21 protein-coding genes and 1 riboswitch are annotated in these 18670 nt (G+C 68.9%); of the genes, 9 read left to right on the top strand and 12 right to left on the bottom strand.

Translation table 11 applies throughout. The features are described 5' to 3' along the window. The first annotated feature begins 114 nt into the window (after window positions 1-114). Genes ACFXIV_RS25470 through ACFXIV_RS25460 form a run of 3 tightly spaced genes read left to right on the top strand, consistent with a single transcriptional unit; the run spans window position 115 to window position 2960 of the window. Complete coding sequence (locus tag ACFXIV_RS25470) at window positions 115-750, top strand: precorrin-8X methylmutase (protein WP_364610047.1); 636 nt, start codon at window positions 115-117, stop codon at window positions 748-750. Continuing rightward, on the top strand, window positions 747-2378 hold the full coding sequence (gene cobJ, locus ACFXIV_RS25465) for a precorrin-3B C(17)-methyltransferase (protein ID WP_379400065.1): 1632 nt from the start codon (window positions 747-749) through the stop codon (window positions 2376-2378). Before ACFXIV_RS25470 ends, cobJ begins: the two co-directional genes overlap by 4 nt. Before the next feature lie 36 nt (window positions 2379-2414). Continuing rightward, the gene (locus ACFXIV_RS25460; RefSeq protein WP_379400066.1) at window positions 2415-2960 is read left to right on the top strand and encodes a PadR family transcriptional regulator; all 546 of its coding nucleotides are present in this window, start codon (window positions 2415-2417) and stop codon (window positions 2958-2960) included. A gap of 12 nt (window positions 2961-2972) precedes the next feature. Here ACFXIV_RS25460 and ACFXIV_RS25455 read toward each other — a convergent pair whose 3' ends face one another. From ACFXIV_RS25455 to cynR, 5 genes are all read right to left on the bottom strand, one after another. After that, a complete protein-coding gene (locus ACFXIV_RS25455) occupies window positions 2973-3719 on the bottom strand; it encodes a cobalt-precorrin-6A reductase (protein ID WP_379400237.1) in 747 nt (248 codons plus the stop codon). After that, on the bottom strand, window positions 3716-4291 hold the full coding sequence (locus tag ACFXIV_RS25450; RefSeq protein WP_379400067.1) for a hypothetical protein: 576 nt from the start codon (window positions 4289-4291) through the stop codon (window positions 3716-3718). Before ACFXIV_RS25450 ends, ACFXIV_RS25455 begins: the two co-directional genes overlap by 4 nt. Before the next feature lie 198 nt (window positions 4292-4489). Then, on the bottom strand, window positions 4490-5245 hold the full coding sequence (locus ACFXIV_RS25445; protein WP_379400068.1) for an aspartate/glutamate racemase family protein: 756 nt from the start codon (window positions 5243-5245) through the stop codon (window positions 4490-4492). Between the two features lie 26 nt (window positions 5246-5271). After that, a complete protein-coding gene (locus tag ACFXIV_RS25440) occupies window positions 5272-6819 on the bottom strand; it encodes an NCS1 family nucleobase:cation symporter-1 (protein WP_379400069.1) in 1548 nt (515 codons plus the stop codon). A gap of 189 nt (window positions 6820-7008) precedes the next feature. After that, window positions 7009-7896 carry a transcriptional regulator CynR gene (cynR, locus tag ACFXIV_RS25435; protein WP_379400070.1) on the bottom strand — a complete coding sequence of 296 codons (888 nt, stop codon included), beginning with the start codon at window positions 7894-7896 and terminating at the stop codon, window positions 7009-7011. 209 nt (window positions 7897-8105) lie between these two features. Between cynR and ACFXIV_RS25430 the strand changes: the two genes are divergently transcribed. Beyond that, a complete protein-coding gene (locus ACFXIV_RS25430) occupies window positions 8106-8576 on the top strand; it encodes a nuclear transport factor 2 family protein (RefSeq protein WP_379400071.1) in 471 nt (156 codons plus the stop codon). 69 nt (window positions 8577-8645) lie between these two features. Here the strand turns inward: ACFXIV_RS25430 and ACFXIV_RS25425 are convergent, their stop codons facing one another. After that, complete coding sequence (locus ACFXIV_RS25425) at window positions 8646-9434, bottom strand: isocitrate lyase/phosphoenolpyruvate mutase family protein (RefSeq protein ID WP_379400072.1); 789 nt, start codon at window positions 9432-9434, stop codon at window positions 8646-8648. A 41-nt stretch (window positions 9435-9475) separates the two neighbouring features. Between ACFXIV_RS25425 and ACFXIV_RS25420 the strand changes: the two genes are divergently transcribed. Beyond that, window positions 9476-9901 carry a zinc-binding dehydrogenase gene (locus ACFXIV_RS25420; RefSeq protein ID WP_379400073.1) on the top strand — a complete coding sequence of 142 codons (426 nt, stop codon included), beginning with the start codon at window positions 9476-9478 and terminating at the stop codon, window positions 9899-9901. A 30-nt stretch (window positions 9902-9931) separates the two neighbouring features. Here the strand turns inward: ACFXIV_RS25420 and ACFXIV_RS25415 are convergent, their stop codons facing one another. Next, entirely contained in the window at window positions 9932-10570 is a 639-nt protein-coding gene (locus ACFXIV_RS25415) for a maleylpyruvate isomerase family mycothiol-dependent enzyme (protein WP_379400074.1), read from the bottom strand. A gap of 425 nt (window positions 10571-10995) precedes the next feature. Between ACFXIV_RS25415 and ACFXIV_RS25410 the strand changes: the two genes are divergently transcribed. Beyond that, the gene (locus tag ACFXIV_RS25410) at window positions 10996-11145 is read left to right on the top strand and encodes a hypothetical protein (protein WP_379400075.1); all 150 of its coding nucleotides are present in this window, start codon (window positions 10996-10998) and stop codon (window positions 11143-11145) included. Between the two features lie 18 nt (window positions 11146-11163). Here ACFXIV_RS25410 and ACFXIV_RS25405 read toward each other — a convergent pair whose 3' ends face one another. The 3 genes from ACFXIV_RS25405 to ACFXIV_RS25395 form a co-directional block, all read right to left on the bottom strand. Next, window positions 11164-12393 carry a cytochrome P450 gene (locus tag ACFXIV_RS25405; protein ID WP_379400076.1) on the bottom strand — a complete coding sequence of 410 codons (1230 nt, stop codon included), beginning with the start codon at window positions 12391-12393 and terminating at the stop codon, window positions 11164-11166. A gap of 11 nt (window positions 12394-12404) precedes the next feature. Then, entirely contained in the window at window positions 12405-13634 is a 1230-nt protein-coding gene (locus tag ACFXIV_RS25400; RefSeq protein WP_379400077.1) for a cytochrome P450, read from the bottom strand. A gap of 143 nt (window positions 13635-13777) precedes the next feature. Further along, window positions 13778-14836 carry a polyprenyl synthetase family protein gene (locus tag ACFXIV_RS25395; RefSeq protein WP_379400078.1) on the bottom strand — a complete coding sequence of 353 codons (1059 nt, stop codon included), beginning with the start codon at window positions 14834-14836 and terminating at the stop codon, window positions 13778-13780. Window positions 14837-15151: 315 nt separating this feature from the next. On the opposite strand from ACFXIV_RS25395, the gene ACFXIV_RS25390 reads away from it, so the two are divergent. Beyond that, on the top strand, window positions 15152-15775 hold the full coding sequence (locus ACFXIV_RS25390; RefSeq protein ID WP_364609999.1) for a carbonic anhydrase: 624 nt from the start codon (window positions 15152-15154) through the stop codon (window positions 15773-15775). Window positions 15776-15866: 91 nt separating this feature from the next. Here ACFXIV_RS25390 and ACFXIV_RS25385 read toward each other — a convergent pair whose 3' ends face one another. Beyond that, window positions 15867-16652: a hypothetical protein gene (locus ACFXIV_RS25385; protein WP_379400079.1), complete on the bottom strand. Its 786-nt coding sequence runs from the start codon at window positions 16650-16652 to the stop codon at window positions 15867-15869. A 90-nt stretch (window positions 16653-16742) separates the two neighbouring features. Beyond that, complete coding sequence (locus tag ACFXIV_RS25380; RefSeq protein WP_354833141.1) at window positions 16743-16928, bottom strand: hypothetical protein; 186 nt, start codon at window positions 16926-16928, stop codon at window positions 16743-16745. A gap of 231 nt (window positions 16929-17159) precedes the next feature. Further along, a riboswitch (M-box (ykoK) riboswitch) is annotated at window positions 17160-17329 on the bottom strand. Between the two features lie 412 nt (window positions 17330-17741). Between ACFXIV_RS25380 and ACFXIV_RS25375 the strand changes: the two genes are divergently transcribed. Then, a complete protein-coding gene (locus ACFXIV_RS25375; RefSeq protein ID WP_379400081.1) occupies window positions 17742-18260 on the top strand; it encodes a fluoride efflux transporter FluC in 519 nt (172 codons plus the stop codon). Beyond that, window positions 18257-18616: a fluoride efflux transporter CrcB gene (crcB, locus tag ACFXIV_RS25370; RefSeq protein ID WP_379400082.1), complete on the top strand. Its 360-nt coding sequence runs from the start codon at window positions 18257-18259 to the stop codon at window positions 18614-18616. Before ACFXIV_RS25375 ends, crcB begins: the two co-directional genes overlap by 4 nt. The last annotated feature ends 54 nt before the right edge of the window (window positions 18617-18670 follow it).

Raw genomic sequence — 18670 nt, 5'->3', positions numbered from 1 at the left:
AACGGTCCACTGTGCCAGCTGAACCCCGTCGTGAGGCGGCCCGAACCCGGTCGCCAGGAGTCGGCGCACGACCCGCTCAGCGCGGCCTCGACGGCGAAATCTAGGGTGGACTCCATGTCCGACGTGCGTGCCAGCTACCTCAAAGACGGGGCCGAGATCTATCGGCGCTCGTTCGCGACCATCCGGGCCGAGGCCGATCTGGCCCGGTTCCCGGCGGATGTGTCGCAGGTGGTGGTGCGCATGATCCATGCCTGCGGGCAGGTGGATCTGGCCGGTGACGTCGAGTTCAGCACCGATGTGGTGGCCAAGGCGCGGGCCGCGCTGCAGGGCGGCGCGCCGATCCTGTGCGACGCCAAGATGGTCGCCTCGGGCGTGACCCGCAAGCGGCTGCCCGCCGGCAACGACGTGCTGTGTCTGCTCGACGATCCCCGGGTGCCGGAGTTGGCGGCCCGCATGGACAACACCAGATCGGCTGCGGCGCTGGAACTCTGGAGCGACCGGCTCGACGGCGCGGTGGTGGCGGTCGGCAATGCGCCGACCGCGCTGTTCCACCTGCTGGACATGCTGGACGCGGGCGCGCCCCGGCCCGCCGCCGTGCTCGGCATTCCGGTCGGGTTCATCGGAGCCGCGGAATCCAAGCAGGCCCTGGCCGAATACGGCGGTGTCGAATTCCTGACCGTGCGGGGTCGGCGCGGCGGCAGCGCCATCACCGCCGCCGCCCTCAATGCGATTGCGAGCGAACAAGAATGAGCAAGCTCTGGGGTGTCGGGCTCGGACCCGGCGATCCGGAACTGGTGACGGTCAAGGCCGCGCGGATCATCGGCGAGGCCGATGTCATCGCCTTCCACAGCGCCCGCCACGGCCGCAGCATCTCCCGCGCCATCGCGGCCCCCTACATGCGTGCGGGTCAGCTCGAGGAGCACCTGGTCTACCCGGTGACCACCGAGACCACCGACCACCCGGGCGGCTATCAGGGCGCGATCGACGAGTTCTACGAGCGTGCGGCCGGGGTGCTGGCCGGCCATCTCGCCGCGGGCCGCACCGTCGCCCTGCTCGCGGCCGGTGACCCGCTGTTCTACAGCTCCTTCATGCATATGCACCGCCGGCTGGCCGACCGCTTCGACACCGAGATCATCCCCGGCGTCACCTCGGTCAGCGCCGCCTCCGCCGCCCTGGGTACCCCCCTGGTGGAAGGCGACCAGGTTCTCACCGTGCTGCCGGGCACCATGCCCACCGAGGAACTGACCCGCCGCCTGCGCGACACCGACGCGGCCGCCATCATGAAGCTGGGCCGGACCTACCCCGGTGTCCGCCAGGCTCTTTCCGACTCCGGCCGCCTCGACGGCGCCTTCTACGTCGAACGCGCCAGCTCGACCCGCCAGCGGGTGCTGCGCGCCGCGGAGGTCGACGAAGCGAGCGTCCCCTACTTCGCGATCACGATAGTGCCAGGCCCCGAACCCGCCACGCGGATCGCGCTCACGGCCGACGGCGTGCCCACGTCCTCCGAAACAACCGGTGCCACTACGGTTTCCGGTATCACCTCCGCGGCAAACGGCCGGCCGGGGACGACGGCCGCCTCCTCCCCCGTAGCGGCCGTCGCCGATGGCGAACCCCGCGCGGCGCAATCGGGACAGATCGGCGAGGTCGTCGTCGTGGGTCTCGGTCCGGGCGCGGAGGCGTGGACCACGCCGGAGGTTCGGCAGGCGCTGGCCGAGGCGACCGACATCGTCGGGTACACCACGTACGTGAACCGGGTGCCGGTGCGTCCGGGGCAGCGGCGGCACGCCAGTGACAATCGGGTCGAATCCGAGCGCGCCGGAATGGCTTTGGACATGGCCAAGCAGGGCGCGAAGGTCGTGGTCGTCTCCTCCGGCGATCCGGGCGTGTTCGCCATGGCGGCGGCGGTGATCGAGGAGTCGGCGGATCCGCAATGGCGGGAGGTGCCGGTGCGGGTGCTGCCCGGCGTGACCGCGGCCAGTGCGGTGGCCAGCCGGATGGGCGCGCCGCTGGGGCACGATTTCGCCATGATCTCGCTGTCGGATCGGCTCAAGCCGTGGGAGACGGTGGCGCAACGGATTTCGGCGGTGGCGTCGGCGGATATGGCGTTTGCCGTGTACAACCCGGCGTCGTCGCAGCGCACCTGGCAGGTGGCGGCCATGCGCGATCTCGTGCTCGAGCATCGCAAGCCGCAGACGCCGGTGGTGATCGGACGCGATGTGGGTGGCCCGGCCGAGTCGGTGCGGGTGGTGACGCTTGCGGAGCTGGATCCGGCCGAGGTGGACATGCGGACCCTGTTGATCATCGGCGCGTCGACCACCACGGTGTTCGACGCGGCCGGTGGACCCCGGGTGTTCACGTCACGCCGCTACGGAGACTAATATTCCACTGTAGAACGTAGGCTGGAAGGAGTGCCGGTGCCTGAAGACAATGCTCGACGCCCGCTCAACTCGACGGCCGCGTCCCTACTCGGATTCCTCCACCAGGGCGAACTGTCCGGGTGGGATCTGGTGGCGCTGGCCCAGGACCGCATCGGCGACTTCTGGACCATCACCCAGAGCCAGGTCTATCGCGAACTGGCCACCATGCACCAGAACGGACTGGTGGACAAGGGTGCGGCCGGCGCCCGCGACCGCACCCCCTACCGGATCACCGAGGACGGCCGGGAGGCCTTCGCCGAATGGATCGCTCGCGATCCCGGCGCGGAGACCATCCGGGTACCGCTGCTGCTGACCCTCTCCTTCGGCGAGTTCGTCGACCCCCAGCGGCTCGAACGCATCGTCGCCACCGGCCGCACCGTCCACGAGCAGCGCCTGTCCGGCTACCTGTCCGGCCACGACGAGCAACGCATGTCGCCCTACGAGCGGGCCACCCTGGATTTCGGCATCCGCTACGAGCGCGCGGTGCTGGAGTGGTTCGATCGGCTGCCGGAGCTGCTCGACCGCACCAGCCGCCTGTCCTGAGCCGCGGCCGGCCTAGCTTCCCGTTCCACGCCGGGCGTGCAGCCAATCCCAGGCTGCCGCAACGGTTTCCACCTGCTCCGCACCTGCGGGCAGCGGCGGCCGGTCGATCATCACGACCGGTATGCCGAGCTCGCGCGCGGCGGTGAGTTTGGCCTCGGTCAGCGCTCCCCCGCTGTCCTTGGTCACCATGACGTCGATGCGCTGTTCGGTCAGCAGCGCGATCTCGTCGGCGACACCGAAAGGCCCACGGGCGAGCAGCAATTCGTGATCGACCGGCATCGCCCCGTCGGGCGGGTCGATGGCCCGGATCAGGAACCACGCGTCCGAGTGCGCGAACGCGGCCACGCCCTGGCGGCCGATGGTGAGGAAGACTCGTTTCCCCAGGGCCGCGGCAGCCTCCGCGGCGAGCGCCAGGTCCGGAACGCGCATCCATCGATCCCCGGGCTGCTCGGTCCATCCCGGCCGCCGCACGTGCAGCACCGGTATCCCGAGACTCGCGGCCGCGGCCGCGGCATTGGCGGTGATGCCCCCGGCGAACGGGTGCGTGGCATCCACCACGACCTCGATTCCATTGCCGCGCAACCACTCCCGCAGCCCGGCGGCGCCCCCGAAGCCCCCTACGCGCACCTCGCCGACCGGCAGCACGGGGTCGCGCACGCGCCCGGCGAGCGAGGACACGATGTCGAATCCTCGCTCGCCCGACGCGATATCGGCGAGTTCCCGGGCTTCCCGGGTGCCGCCGAGAATCAGCGTTTTCAGGGCTGCCCGCTGAAATAGGCCGAGCCCGAGTCGATCAGCGGCTGGCCGCCGGCGATCAGCAGTCCGATGATCGCGCCGGGAATCGCGCCGATCCCGAACAGGAAGGCGCCCAGGACGCCGCCGATGATGCCGCCCAGCGCGGCGTGCTGCAGCTGACCGAAGAAGTCGGCCTGCGAGTCGATGTCCTTGGCGGTCGACACCGGCGCCGAGACCGGGGTCAGGGTCAGCTGGGTGCCCGCGGTGTCGATGGCGGCGGTGAGGCCGTACTGCTTGCCCGCCAGCGTGCCGTTCAGCGGCACCTGGGTCACCACATCGCCGGCCCGGTTCTTCAGGAACACGGTCTGACTGGCCGCATCCAGGCTGAACTGGCCGCCGGTCACCTGGGTGACGATGTCGTTCGCGTCGGTGAGCGCCACGCTGTAGTCGACGCCCTGCTGGGTGCCGTGCAGCGTCGACGGGGACTGCTCCACCGCCGGAGCGGGGTCGACGGGGACGGCGTAGCCGGTGCCCGCGGCGATACCGGTCGCGGCGGCGGCAATGAATGCGGTGGCCACGAACTTTGTGTACTTCATGGAAGTCATCGATCTCCAAATAGTCTGAATCGAACCCGATAACAATCGGGTCACGGGGATTCACACTACCGGTGAGTTACGCACGTTTCACTCTGAATGCCTCGCGCGCGGAGCCGCTTTCATGCCAATGACCCATTTGAGCAGCGCACGGACGCGTGCATTCCCCGCGATATCGCCGGGAACGATACCGCGCGAGCGTCAGGCGCGAAGGGTGGACAGCAGCTCGGCAGCGGACCCCGACAGCGGCCAGCCGGTGACCGTCTTCGGGCGCGGCGCCGCGAAGGTGCGCACCTTGGAGGTCGACAGGCCCAGCGCGACAAGCGATTCCGCGAGCTTGACTGCAGCGCTCACACCATCCACGACGGGCACGCCGCAGCGCTCGGCAATGCGGCGGTCCAGGCGCGCCATGCCGCCGCAGCCGAGGCAGATGACCTCCGCGCCATCCTCGCGGACCGCACGCTCGGCCTGGTCGACGACGGCGACCACGGCCGCCGCCGGATCCTCTTCGAGGGCCAGCACCGGCAGGCCGCTCGCGCGGACGGACGCGCAGCGTGCGTCCAGGCCGGCGAGTTTGAGCCGGTCGGCGATCATCGGCACGGCCCGGTCGAGGGTGGTCACGACCGAGTAGGCGTGGCCGAGCAGCATCGCCGTCATGGCGGCGGCCTCGGTGATGTCGACAACGGGGACGTCGAGCAGCTCCTGCAGGCCCTCGCGCCCGTGCTCGCCGTAACCGGCCTGCACGACCGCGTCGAACGGCTCCGGGTAGTTGACGACGGCGTCCATCACGCCGACCGCCGCGAGGTAGCTCTCGAAGTTGCCCTCGACCGACTCGGCGCCGAATCTCGGTGTGAGACCGACGATCTCGGTACCCTCGGCCGCGACCGCGCGGGCCTGGGCGGCGATGGCGTCGGTCATCGACGCGGTCGTGTTGACATTGACGACGAGAATCCGCATATCGGATTACCTCCCGGATAGTGGGTTCAGTGGGTGCACTCGACGGCGATCGGCTCGCCCGAGACGTCGTTGAACGCGGCCTTGCGGTCGGCGATCAGGAGATGGATCAGGGCCCCGGATCCGGCGCCGATGAACCACGCGAACGGTGACACCGCGTCGAGCGCGGGAATGAACGCGAAGAGCAGCGACACCGCGGCGGCCGGAACGAAGGCGCCCAGGGCGCGCGGGTTGACGCCGCCCCGATAGAAATACGCGCCCGCCGGATCCTCGCTGTAGAGCGCGGGGACGTCGATGCGGCCGCGGCGCAGCAGCCAGTAGTCGGCCATGATGATGCCGTACAGCGGGCCGAGCAGCGCGCCGAGCCCGCCGAGGAAGTACTCGATGACCGCCGGGCTGTTGTACAGATTCCACGGCAGGATGACCAGCCCGATGATGCCGCTGACCAGTCCGGCGCGGGCGAAGTTCAGCTTCCGGGGAAACAGGTTGGTCAGCGCGTAGATCGGTGCGACGAAGTTCGCCATCAGATTCACCGCCACGGTCAGGACCAGCAGCGCCAGCGACGCGAGCACCAGCAGAGCGGTATTCGGGATGGCGTGCACGATGTCGGCGGGGCTCGCGATCACCCGGCCATCGATCTTGAACTGGCCGCCGGCCATGACGACGACGATGGCACCGAAGAACAGCACATTGATCGGGATGCCCCAGAAGTTGCCCCGCACAATCGAACCGGGGCTTTTCGATGCCCGGGTGAAGTCACAGAAATTGAGCACGAAGGTCGCGTAGACCGCCACCCACAGCGCCGCCCCGGCGAAGATCTCGTGCCACATGGCGAATCCGGTCAGCGGGTGGTCGACCGACCAGGCGATCGAGCCGCCCGCCTTGGCGAAGACCCACACCGCGAGCGCGGCCATGGTGACGAGGATGACCGGTCCGGCGAACGCCTCGTACTTGCGGATCATTTCCAGTCCCCGCTGCGCGAGGAAAGTCTGTACGGCCCACAGGGATCCGAAGGCGATCCAGCCCAGTGTCGACAGCCCGAGGATCGAGTTGTGGTCCCAATCCGCTGCACCGGGCGCGAGCGCGATGATCAGCACGCGCAGCACCAGCGAGGCCAGGTAGGTCTGGATGCCGAACCACGCCACGGCGACACCACCGCGCAGCAGCGCCGGAATCTGCGCGCCCCGCACACCGAAGGCAATGCGGGTCATCACCGGGAACGGGACGCCGGTCCGGTAGCCCATGAACCCGGTGATGCTGAGCAGCACGAACAGCAATGCCGAACCCAGGCCCAGCGCCACCAGGATCTGCCAGCCGCCCAGGCCGAGCGCGAACAGCCCCAGCGCGAAGCCGTAATTGCCCAGGCTGTGCACGTCATTCGCCCACAGGGTGAAGATGCTGTAGCCCGACCAGCGCCGGCCGGCGCGTCGGGTGGGAGCCAGATCCCGGTTGTAGAGGCGGGTGCTCAGGCCGGGCGCGAAGGCGACGCCGGCCGCGTCCGCCGGGCGGGGATTCGCCGCGATCGCACTGTCACCCACCGGCGATACGAGCTTCGCGGTGTCGTCGGGAACCAGCATGGGTAGATCCTCGATTTCGCATGGCGGAAGGAGTTTTCCAGCACGGGCTGGCCTCCGAGTGTCTGTTGACACAACACCGATCGTCAATCGGCCCGCCCCGTCCCGTTCACCCTCGCCACTGCCGTGACCGGCGGGTATAGACCACGCCGATGCCGGCCATCGGCAGAACGTCTGACCGGCAGGCGGGATTCACACGGCCTGGCGGGCGCTCCAGTCCCGGGCGAGCCCGAAGAAGGCACGCGCGGCCGCGGTGCGATAGGCGTTCTCGCGGCAGAGCAGAACCGCGATCCGGGTCGGCAGCGGCGGATCCAGCGCCACGGCCGTCAGGCGCAGATGGTCGCGGGCGATGCCGTCGGGCAGGATGGTGGCGAGTTCGGTGAGCTGAACCGCCTCGATGACGGCGTGAATCGAGTTGGCCTCCACCAGGATTCGCGGGCTCACACCCTGCTCGCGAAAATAGGCGTCGATGTGCAGCCGGGTGACGAATTCCCGATTGAGCAGGGCGAGATCGTATTCGGCGAGCTTCGCCGCCTGCAGGCGCGAGCGCGCACTCCGCCGATCGGCGCCGACCAGGCTCAGCGTCTCGGTGAACAGGGTGGCGGCCTCGATGCCCGGCAGGTGCCCGCCCGCGAACCCGATCCCGACGTCGATATCGTCGGCCAGCAGCCCGGATTCGATCACGTCCTGATTGGTCTCGCGAATATCGAGAGTGATCCCGGGATGCCGGGCGCGCAATTCGGCGATGAGCGGCCCGATCAGATAGGCCGCGAAAGTCGGGGTGTACGCCAGCCGCAGATGCCCGCGCGACAGATCCTCGACATCGTGCACCGCCCGATCGGCGGCATCGAGTTCGGCCAGCGCGAGCCGAGCATGCCGGGCATACACCTCCCCCGCATCGGTGAGCCGGACAGCACGCCCGGTCCGATCCAGCAGCGGCGCACCCACCAGCCGCTCGAGCTGCCGAATCTGCTGCGAGAGCGTGGGCTGCGAAACATGCAAATCCTCCGCAGCGCGCGTGAAACTCCCATGCTCGGCCACGGCGAGCAGATACCGCAGATGGCGCAGCTCCGGGGTCATCCGCCGACTATAGACCAAGCCAATCGGCCCATCTCCAACTCCGCCACAGACGCTATAACCCCAGATCACCCTGTTGGTGTGCGCCCCTTCCGCTATTCCAAGGAAGGCAGCGTCGACCCGGCAGGCTCGAGGGTGTGACCGGTCCTACTCACCGGAACCGAACGGCGGAAGTGGTTGATTCGGTGAAAGGCGGGCTTAGTTTGAGCGGCATGAGGAATGCAGAGCTCGAGGCGATTCGGGCACTCAAATATCGGTATCTGCGCACGCTGGATCTCAAGCTGTGGGACGAATTCGGCGACACTCTGTGCGAAGACGTCACCGCCGCGTACGGGTCGCCGTCCGGTGAGATGCCTGCGGAGTTCAAGGGCCGTGAGCAGATTGTGGAGTACATGCGCGGTGCGCTGGGCGGCAATATCATCACGGTCCACGTCGCGCACCATCCGGAGATCACTGTCGACGGCGAATCCGCCACCGGCAGTTGGTGCCTGGAAGACACCGTGATCTTTCCCGAACACAGCAGCATCATTCGAGGCGCCGCCTACTACAACGACACCTATCGCTGCGAGGACGGCGTCTGGCGGATCGAACGAACCAGCTACGAACGCATCTACGAATCCACCATGTCCACGGAAGGACTGCCCGGATACGCCCTGACGGCGAATCGCTGGGCGCCTGCGTGACCCGGCCGGCACTCCGACCGGGTCATCACCGCGGCACAGTCGCCGATCGGGTTCCGGAATCCACGTTCGTCAGGTGAGGGGTGCGGTTCGATCCTCTTCCGGCGGAGTGGGTATCAGGGTGGCGATGTCTCCATAGGTTGTCGCCGGTTCGACTCGGCCGCCGTCGCGGACCGTGCGTGCGGCGGTCACGGCCGCGTCGAGAGCGGCGCGGTAGAGGAGGGAACCGGTGCTGACGCGTTTGACGCCGAGGCGTGCCAGGTCGGCGAGGGGGCGTTGGGCAAGGACGTTGAGCGGCACGGGAATTGATCGGACCAGAGCGGTGATGTCGTCGTCGCGGATGACGCCGGGGACGAAGATGCCATCGGCGCCGGCGTCGACGTAACGATGCGCGCGATCGAGGGTGGTGTCGTGGTCGCGGCCCAGCCAGTAGGTGTCGACGCGGGCATTGACGAACAGTCCGGGCGCGCCGTCCTTGAGTCCACGGACCAGGTCGGCGTGTGCGCGGGCATCGCCGGCCGCGTCCTCGACGTTCACCCCGGCGACGCCCAGGTCCCACAGTCGCGCCGCCATTTCGCGCGGGTCGGCGCCGAACCCGGATTCGATGTCGACGGTCACCGGGACCGGGAGCCGCACGAGTGCGCCTGCCAGCGCGAGGGTTTCGTGCAGCGTCGACCCGGCCTCGTCCGGCAGTCCGTGCGCCGCGGCCACGCCGAGGCTGGTGGTGCCGATCGCCGGGTACCCGTCCGCGACCAGCGCGGCCGCCGTGGCGAAATCCCAGACATTGGGCAGCAGCAGCGGCTCGTCCTGATAGTGCAGCTGGTGGAAGCGCGAAACCGGCGGTACCGGAAGATCCAACATGATCATCACGCTAGAGCCGGAAAGGTTCGGCAGGCACCGAAGTGTCGCGGGTCATCGGCCTGGCGAGCGAGAGCAACCACGAGTGGCTGCGCAGCCGCGGCGTGATCCCGATCCCATACGGCGACGACGTCGCGGACCGGATCAAGGCCGCCGCCCCCGGCGGTGTCGACGCCTTCATCGACACCTTCGGCAAAGGGTACGTCGAGGTGGCCCTCGCCCTCGGCGTCGCGACCGAGCGGATCGACACCATCGCCGATTACGCCGCAGCCGCGCAGTACGGGGTGAAGACCGACGGCGGAGCGGAGGCCGGGCCCGGCGGCGCGATACTCGCCGAGTTGGCCGGCCTGATCGCCGACGGACACCTCGAAGTCCCGATCGCGAACGTCTACCCGCTGGCACAGGTCCGCGAGGCCTACACCGAACTCGACCGCCGCCACACCCACGGCAAGATCGTCCTCAGGCCCTAGTCGTGGCGGAGGAGCCGGTCCGGGACAGTTTCAGAGACGACTGCGCAGCGTCGCCACGCCGGGTCCGGTGAGGTCGTCGCAGTAGGCGGCTCTCCCTGCCATCGCCATGGTCAAGGCGATCGTCGTTCCGCTGACCAGAGGGCCGGTTCCGATGGCGAAGGGTCCGTCGGTCGCTTCCAGCCGCAGATCTTCGATAGCGCTGCGGCTGCGGACGGTGAAGTCCCGGCTGGCGAAGAACCGGGCGACCTCGGTGACGGCCTCGATCGACGGCTCACGCGGCAGTCCCAGCGGACGGCGGATGTCCTGGCCGTGGACGACCACCTCACCGAGCCAGGCAGCCGTGTGGCCGAACGGCGCGGTGGTGCTGGTGATGATCGCCCGGAACCGGTCCAACGTCTCCGCGGGAGTCGCGCCGCGATGCTCGGCCAGCCGCCGGGCATTGTGTTTCTCGAAGTCGAAGCGGGCCCCGAAAGCGCTGACCAGCCACCGGATTCGGCCGGTACTCGCCGCCGCGGTGAGGTGGGCGACGACCTCTTCCACCGTCCACTCTCCGCACAGCGACCGCACCGCCCACTGCCGATCGGTCAGATCGGCGAGATCATCGGCCAGCGCCGCACGTTCGGCGTGAGCCATGGCCCACAACTCGTCACGAGAAATAGCGTTCGACACTCGAAATAACCTCCCGGCTCAGCGCAGCCTGCCGGTGAGAGCGCGGTGATGGCCCGGCCATCGATCCGTCACCTCACAGCGGCACGGCTGCGGTTCGTTGTTCCTCCCTACTGACCGCGCCACTCGCCCAAACTCATCGGCCCACGCTATCGCCGAACGCGCATCGCAAGATGTCGCCGGGCCCACGCACGAACCCGCGCCCGGGCAGGTGCCGTTGAAGGTCACCGCGGCGGGCGTGTATCACTCCGATGATTTCGTGATATCCGGCGACATGCAGGGGTTCGCGAAATCCGTTGGCGCGCACGAGGCGGTGCTGTCGGACGTCCGGGCGGCGGAGAACGTTCGCAAGATCGGCCGGCAGCGCCGGGGCGGGCCTGGCGCTGGATTTCGTCGGCTATCGGCCGACCGTCGACATCGCGAGGGCGGTGGCGGGGCTGGATTCCGAGGTGGCCCTCGTCGGCCTCGGCGACGGAACGTCCGCGGCGCGAGTCGGATTCGGCATCAGCCCGTACGAGGCAGCGTATCGGCGGCCGGCGGCGGGCACGATGCGCGGCCGCGCCGTCATCGTGCCCTGATACCGCCGCCTGCGCGGGCTACCGGTCGGCGGTGAGATGGACGGGCAGCGACGCGTGGCCGTTGGAGATGAAGCTGGGCAGCGCGGGGAGTTCGTCCACCGGGACGGCCAGGCGCAGGTCGGGGAAGCGGTGGAAGAGCTGTGGGAGTGCGATGTTCGCTTCCAGGCGGGCCAGGGGCGCGCCGAGGCAGTGGTGGACGCCGTGACCGAAAGCCATGTGGCTCTTGTTCTCCCGGGTGAGGTCGAATTCGGCGGCGGTGTCGCCGTGCACCTTCACGTCGCGGCCGGGGGCGGCGTAGCAGACGATGATGGGGTCGCCCTTGGCGATGTGGACGTCCTCGTAGTCGATGTCCTCGACGGCGAACCGCAGCGGGGCATGCACGGCCGCGGTCTCGAAACGCAGTGACTCCTCGACCAGTTCGGGCCAGGCGACCTCCCCCGCGCGCAGCGCCTTCAGCTGATCGGGGTGCCCGAGGGCTGCGGTGATGGCCTGGTCGAGCAGGTTGATGGTGGTCTCGTGGCCCGCGCTGATGACCAGCAGCAGGGTGTCGACCAGTTCCTGCTCGGTCAGCCGCGAACCGTCCTCGTCGTCGCGGGCGGCGATGAGCGCGCTGGTCAGGTCGTCGCCGGGCTCGGCCCGCTTGCGGGCGACGAGTTCGCCGAGCAGGCGGTAGAGCTCGAAGTAGTTGGCCGCCGCTTCCTCCGCGCCGAGGGTGGTGTCGAACAGCCCGTCGGCGCAGACCCGCAGGCCGGGCAGCATCTCGTCCGGGACGCCCATCAATTCGGAGATGACGCGGATGGGCAGCCGGTAGCAGAACGCCTCGCGCAGGTCGACCACCTCGCCGGCGGGCAGCGCGGCCAGAGTGTCGAGCAGTTCCGCGGTGATGGCCTCGATCTGCGGCTGCAGGGCGGCGCTGCGACGCGCGGTGAAGGAGGGCGCGACGAGCTTGCGCAGTCGCCGGTGGTCGGCGCCGTAGGCGGTGAACATATTGTTCACCGCCACCCACGCGAACAGCGGCCAGTCGGACTGCACCTCACCGTTGACGAACGCGGGCCAGTGCTGACGCGCGTCCTTGGACACGCGGGCGTCGGTGAGCAGCAGTTCGAGCAGGCGGGTATCGGTGACCGACCACGCGCGCACCCCACCGGGCAGCTCCACCAGGGTGGCGGGCCCGCGCTCGCGGAGCCGGGCGATCTCGCCGTGGGTGTCGACGCCGGTGGGGTCGAGGGTGATGGGTTCGGCGGTCATCGGTGTTCTCCTCAGTTCACGTGCATGGGCAGGGCCGGCGGGAAAACGACGGGGAGTGCGCTCAGCGCGCGATGGAAAGGCCCTGGCCGCCAGATCAATTCGGCATCGGGGACGGCGAGCCGCAGTTCCGGCAGCGCGTCGAGCAGCTGGTCGATGGCGTCCTGGGCGATGAGGTAGGCCGGTGACCGGGCCGGGCACGCGTGCGGTCCGACGCTCCACGCGAGATGCGCGCGGTTGTCGGTGAATTCGCGCGCGCCGACCGCGGGATCGTTGTTGCAGGCCGCCATGCTCACCACCACCGGCTGATGCGCGGGCAGCCACACGCCGTCGACGAGAATCGGATGCCGCGGATAGCTGACGCAGTAGTTGGCGCCGGGCGGGTCGGTGAACAGCACCTCGTCCAGGGCGCCGCGGGTGGACAGGCTGCCGCCCAGCAGGTTTCCCGCGAACCGGGTGTCGGTGAGCATGAGCCGCAGGGTGTTGACGATGAGGTTCTGCTCGGGTTCGATGCCCGCGCCGTAGAGGGTGACGATCTGGTGGATCATCTCCTCGTCGGTGAGCTCCGCCGGGTGCGCGACCAGCCTTGACACGACGTCGTCGCCGGGCTGGGCGCGTTTGAGCACGACCAGCTCCAGCACGGCCGAGGTGATCATCTGGTTCCCGGCCTCGGCGTCGACACCCTCCCAGATCGCCGCCTGACCGGCCGCGATGCGCTGCCCGATGGCCGGCGGGCAGCCCAGCAGTGCGTTGATCATGTGGAACGCGAGCGGAAACGCGTACTGCGACACCAGATCCGCGCTCCCGTCCGCGCAGAACGCGTTGATCAGCGGTACCGCGACCCGTTCCACGGTCGCGTGCAGGGCGTGCGGATCCACCGCATCGAGTGCGGCCACATTGACCGTCCGGTACCGCCGATGATCGGATCCGCTGCTGCGCAGCGCATTGGGCCGCCATTCGAGCATCGGCATGACCGGGCTGTCCGGCGGCGCGGTGCGCTGCCATACGCGCGGATCGGCGGGAAAATGCTCCGGGTCATTGAGGATTCGCAGTGCGGTCCGGTACCCGATCACCAGTGTGGCCGGCACGCCCGGCGCCAGCTCCACCGGCGCCAGCGATCCGAATCGCGCCCGCAGCTCACGATAGATACGATGTGGATCCGCCGCGAACTCGGCCGAGTACAGCGGCACGCGTGACTCTCCACCCACGGCCTGTGCCCCATCGGCAACGCCGCCATGCGTCATAACCAGTCAATTCTCTTGTGCTCCAGCCGATCCCGGGACCGGCCTTGGCCACCGTAACAGAGGAACCGGCCTACGCGACGGCAACGAGCCAGAACGCCGAACTCGCGCTCGGCGCGGGCCGCGAGGTGGCCGCCGGCGGCGCCTCAGCCGATGATCATGTCGGCGGCAGTGCGCAGTCCCGCCGCCGCGAATTCGGGGATCCGGGTGTCGTCGAGTGCGGTCCCGATCAGCATCCGGCGCTGCCCGATCATCCGCTCCACTTCGAAACGTGCTGTGACGGAAAGGATGTCGCGGCAGAGCGCGGCGCCGGACTCGTCCAGGCGCGCATTGCCCACGAGCCCGGTCAGGTGGTCGCGGCGCTCGGGGGTGGCATGGCGCAGGGCCAGGGCGAGCAGGACGGTGTGCCTGCCCTCGCGCAGATCCTGCAGGCCGGCGTGGCCGACCGGCTCGACGTCGTGGAAGACGTTGCGCAGCTCGTCCTGCAGCCGCGCGGCCTCGCCCAGCGGGCAGGCGTAGGCGGTCAGCGCCCCCATCATGTCCGCGTCCGCGTCGGCGAGCGCCGCGCCGACGTGCAGGGGCCGCTCCACCATGCATGCCACGGTGCGATAGCGCAGGATCTCCAGCGCCTGATCCAGATCCGAGGTCGGGCGGCCGCTGGTGACCAGTTCCAGATAGCGGCCGTAGTTCACCTCGGTGCGCAGAGTGTCGAGCACCGCCGCGGCCGCCGCGCTCTGCGCCGGGGAGAGTCCGGCGCCGTGCAGCAGCTCCTGGGCCCAGCCCAGGCCGCAGTCGCCGAGGACGATGGCGCTGCGCGCGCCGAACCGTTCGGCCGCGTGCCCGTCCCGGACCCGCCGGCTGCGGTCGGCGGCGATGCGATGCACGGTGGGCCGCCCGTCGCGGGTGTCGCGATCGTCGAGGAGGTCGTCGTGGATCAGCGTGGCGGTGTGCAGGAGTTCGACCGCGGCCGCGGTCCGCACCACCGCGTCCGGCAGTTCGATCCCGCCGCCCGCGTACCAGCCGAGGACACAGAACAGGGACCGGATCCGGTTCCCGCGGGCGAACAGGAAGGAGCGGACCGCGCCCACCACGTCCGCGGGCAGCCGGCAGGCCGCCGCCGATTCGGCCTTACGGTCGAGGAATTCGTGCAGGGCGGCATCGATCCGCACGCGAATCGCGCCATGGTCGAGGGGTGAATCGGTCACGGCCGACACCGTCATCACAGTCTCCAATCCCGCGCGCCGAAAACGTCGAACAACTCCACCGCGTCCGGCCGGGCCGAACGGGACCGAAACCAAAGAGATTGTAATGGATATCGCGGAGGTGGGTAAACCTGCACCGCGCCACGCCAGGCGACACACCGATCTCGGCACGTCACGAATCCCTTTGTTGCACAAACCAATAGACGCAATGATGGTCGTCCGACCGTCGAATCCCGCGCGTCATCGGACCAAGCGTCCGGAACACGAACGGACGGGGTGGGTCGGCACACCCGATCGCCGATGTGCAGAATCGGACATATGCCTCACTCAAATCCGATCAGCGCCTGGAAATCTCTTCGCGAAGGCAACGAGCGTTTCATGCGGGGCACCCAGGTCCACCCCAGCCAGGGCGCCGGTCACCGCGCCGAGCTGGTCGGCGGCCAGCACCCCACCGCCATCCTGTTCGGCTGCGGCGATTCCCGGGTCGCCGCCGAGATCATCTTCGACCAGGGCCTCGGCGACATGTTCGTGGTCCGCACGGCCGGGCACGTCATCGACAGCTCGGTGCTGGGTTCCATCGAATACGGCGTGCAGGTGCTCAATGTCCCGCTGATCGTGGTGCTCGGCCACGACAGCTGCGGCGCCGTGAAGGCCACCCTCGACGCGCTCGACGGCGGGGCGGTCCCCGGCGGGTTCATCCGCAGTCTCGTCGAACGCGTCACGCCGTCCATCCTGCTCGGCCGCCGCGAGGGCCTGAGCACCGTCGACGAGCTCGAGGCCCGGCACGTGGCCGAGACCAGCCGCGTGCTGATGGAGCGCTCGCAGATCATCTCGCACGCGGTCGACTCCGGCCGCTGCGCCATCGCGGGCGTCACCTACCAGCTCGAGGACGGCCGCGCCCACCTCAACCAGGTCATCGGCAATATCGGCGAACAGCCCTGAAACCTGCCGCGCGTCGACCTGAAACCTGCCGAGCGTCGATTCGACACCGTGGCAGGTTCCCGAACCCCCAGCGCTGCAGCCCTTCTCGACGTCACGGGTGCACGCCGACCGCCTGCACCCGGTCCTGACGGCGCGCGAGCACCGCGATGAGCACGACCATGGGAACCGCTGCGGCGAGGGTGACCCAGCCGGTGCCCAGGTTCAGGCCGTCGCTGCGGTCGGAGGCGAGCCAGTCGGTCACCGAGGCGCCCAGCGGGCGGGTGACCACGTAGGCGGCCCAGAAGGCGAGCACCGGATCGATCCCGCCCCAGCGCCAGGCCACCGCCGGCACCGCGATCGCGACGGCGAACAGCAGTGACGACACCAGGTAGCCCAAATGCAGTGTCGCGGCGGTGAAGTCGCCGGCGACGGTGCCGAGCGCGAAGGTCACCACGACCGTGGTCCAGTAGAAGCCTTCGCGCCGGCGGGTATCGATACTGTGCACGTCCAGGGTGCCCTCGACGCGGTACCAGAGCAGCAGCACGCCCGCGAGCAGGGCCAGGAACAGCACGGTCGAGATCCCCAGCGGAATGCCGACCACGAAATCCACGATGTCGGCGACCATGGTGCCGAAGATGGCCACCATGACCACGGCGATCCAATAGGTCCAGACGCGGTAGCGGGGTGCGCGGATCTGGGCGGCCAGGCTCACGGTGAAGAGCACCAGGGCACCACCGACCGCCAGCAGCGGCGGCAGGTGCTTGACGAGGAAGTCGGAGAAGGTCTCTCCCATTCCGGTGGAGAGCACCTTGATCAACCAGAACAGCGCGGTGATCTGCGGAACCTTGACGGGCAGCCCGGACCGGGCCGAATCAGGAAGTGTCACATGGTTTGTCACGCGAACACTGTGCCGTCCGGCCGCTGAGAAACCGCTGTGAAGACCACCCTCCCGCCGCGGCCGCGGGCGTCGGCCCGCGGCCCCGAGGGCCTACGCGTGGTAGGGGTGACCGCCCAGCGAGGCGGTGTAGACCGCGACCCGGGACCGGGCGATGCGCAGGTTGGCGCGCTCGGATTCGGTCAGGTGGTGGCGCGCGCGAACCCGCCGCGCCGAGTCGCCGAGCACCGACAGGACGGTCAGCGGGGTACGGGTACGCGGAAATGCGATGACGGCCATGAGAGAACTCCTTCGGAGGATCGGCCCGCCACGGAATTCCGAATGCTTCAGAAAGCGCTCAGTGCGCGGCAAGCCGGGAACGACAATGGTTTTCGAACCGGACTGGGATACGGACTAAAGCCGGAACTCATTCGCCCCTCACCTCCTTGCCGCCGGGACGCACGCGCGTCGACCACATCTACGGGTGTCGCACCGGGCGGAGGGGAAACAATGCCACGACCAGTGACATTGCGGGCACCCCTCTCGTCAGAGCTTCGGCACTGCACGACGTATCCCTTCGCGGGAAGCCACTTCGGATCACCCCTTAATCCGGGGAGATCTGTCCTAACCCTGGGCGTCTCTCGACGTCGTCGGATCAGTGGCCTGTGTTCGTACAGGAGCCTCGCCTAGCGAGGTGCTGACCGACCCATACTGAACCCGGCTACGCGACCGAGTCAAATCACTCGGCGCTCGAAGTCGTCGATTTCACCACCCGAAGCTGGGCCAGCCTCCCCGCGAAGCCATCGGATCCGTTCCATCTCAACGAAACTCGGCCAGGACCCCCGTTCCTTCCGCCGCGTCTTCCAGCGCTGGCACGGCTACCCACCGGCGACCCCGCGACCCCGGATGCAGCGTCCGCACCCGGAAGCGGCGACGGATGGGGGGTGATCTGACCCACATCGTCAGCGGAGACCCGCGTAGGCTCGTTATCCTGTTCGAGATGCGGCGGTGGGGCTCGCCGCTCCGAACTCACGGAACAACCGCGGCCACCAGCCGCCAACAGTCCCTACCCCACAATGACACCCTCGGGGTGCGCTGGAGTAGGAGACGTGTGTGAGCAGTGAGCTGGATTCGACCCGTAAGGTCGAGATCTTCGAACCGATCGACCCCGATGTCGATCTGCATCAACCCGGGCAACCACAGGAACTGTCGCGATCGCACGGTGCGATCCTGACCGTGATCTCGATCGGCGGGGCGCTCGGTGCGCTGGCCCGATACGGGCTCGCGCTGGAGTGGCCCACCCCGGTCGCCGGCTTCCCGTGGGCCACCTTCCTCACCAATGTGGCCGGCTGCTTCCTCATCGGCGTGCTGATGGTGATCGTCACCGAGACCATCACCGCCCATCCGCTGGTGCGCCCGTTCCTCGGCGTCGGCATCCTCGGCGGATTCACCACCTTCTCCACCTACGCCAACGAAACCCGCGGACTGCTGCAACCGGGCACGGTCGCAACGGCATTCACCTACATGGCCGCCACCCTGGTGTGCGCGCTGCTGGCGACCCTGGTCGCGGTCCGTCTCACCCGCGCGGCCGGCACCCACCAGATCGCCCGACGCCGGGAGGCCACCGCATGACCGCGCTGCTCGTCATTCTCGGCGCGATGGTCGGCGCCCCGGCGCGGTATCTCACCGACCGCGCCATCCAGACCCGCCACGACAGCGTCTTCCCCTGGGGCACACTGACGGTCAACCTCACCGGCTGCCTGATCCTGGGCTCGCTCACCGGCGCCGCGGTCTCGTCTCCCACCTACGCGCTCGTCGGCACCGGATTCTGTGGCGCACTGACCACGTACAGCACGTTCGGCTACGAGACCATCCGTCTCGCCGAGCAGCGCTCGTATCTGTACGCCACGCTCAATGTCGCCGTCAGCATCATCGCGGGGCTCGGCGCGGCGCTGCTCGGATACACCACCGCCCACGCACTGGGGTAGCGCGGCAACGCATCTCGATCGACACAGGGCGTAGCAGGACATGTCCACCCCTGC

The organism is Nocardia sp. NPDC059236, from assembly GCF_042754085.1.
In the GTDB taxonomy this organism is placed as follows: Bacteria; Actinomycetota; Actinomycetes; order Mycobacteriales; family Mycobacteriaceae; genus Nocardia.
Note: the sequence above shows the minus strand (reverse complement) of the source record. Positions and strands in the feature narration are given on the sequence as shown.

Excerpts from the sequence above, each read along its gene's own strand:
- ACFXIV_RS25430 (WP_379400071.1), top strand. The coding sequence starts at position 8,106 with ATGAGGAATGCAGAGCTCGAGGCGATTCGGGCACTCAAATATCGGTAT.
- ACFXIV_RS25445 (WP_379400068.1), bottom strand. The coding sequence starts at position 5,245 with ATGCGGATTCTCGTCGTCAATGTCAACACGACCGCGTCGATGACCGAC.
- ACFXIV_RS25400 (WP_379400077.1), bottom strand. The coding sequence starts at position 13,634 with ATGACGCATGGCGGCGTTGCCGATGGGGCACAGGCCGTGGGTGGAGAG.
- ACFXIV_RS25440 (WP_379400069.1), bottom strand. The coding sequence starts at position 6,819 with ATGCTGGTTCCCGACGACACCGCGAAGCTCGTATCGCCGGTGGGTGAC.
- ACFXIV_RS25390 (WP_364609999.1), top strand. The coding sequence starts at position 15,152 with ATGCCTCACTCAAATCCGATCAGCGCCTGGAAATCTCTTCGCGAAGGC.
- cobJ (WP_379400065.1), top strand. The coding sequence starts at position 747 with ATGAGCAAGCTCTGGGGTGTCGGGCTCGGACCCGGCGATCCGGAACTG.
- crcB (WP_379400082.1), top strand. The coding sequence starts at position 18,257 with ATGACCGCGCTGCTCGTCATTCTCGGCGCGATGGTCGGCGCCCCGGCG.
- ACFXIV_RS25425 (WP_379400072.1), bottom strand. The coding sequence starts at position 9,434 with ATGTTGGATCTTCCGGTACCGCCGGTTTCGCGCTTCCACCAGCTGCAC.
- cynR (WP_379400070.1), bottom strand. The coding sequence starts at position 7,896 with ATGACCCCGGAGCTGCGCCATCTGCGGTATCTGCTCGCCGTGGCCGAG.
- ACFXIV_RS25450 (WP_379400067.1), bottom strand. The coding sequence starts at position 4,291 with ATGAAGTACACAAAGTTCGTGGCCACCGCATTCATTGCCGCCGCCGCG.
- ACFXIV_RS25380 (WP_354833141.1), bottom strand. The coding sequence starts at position 16,928 with ATGGCCGTCATCGCATTTCCGCGTACCCGTACCCCGCTGACCGTCCTG.
- ACFXIV_RS25470 (WP_364610047.1), top strand. The coding sequence starts at position 115 with ATGTCCGACGTGCGTGCCAGCTACCTCAAAGACGGGGCCGAGATCTAT.
- ACFXIV_RS25405 (WP_379400076.1), bottom strand. The coding sequence starts at position 12,393 with ATGACCGCCGAACCCATCACCCTCGACCCCACCGGCGTCGACACCCAC.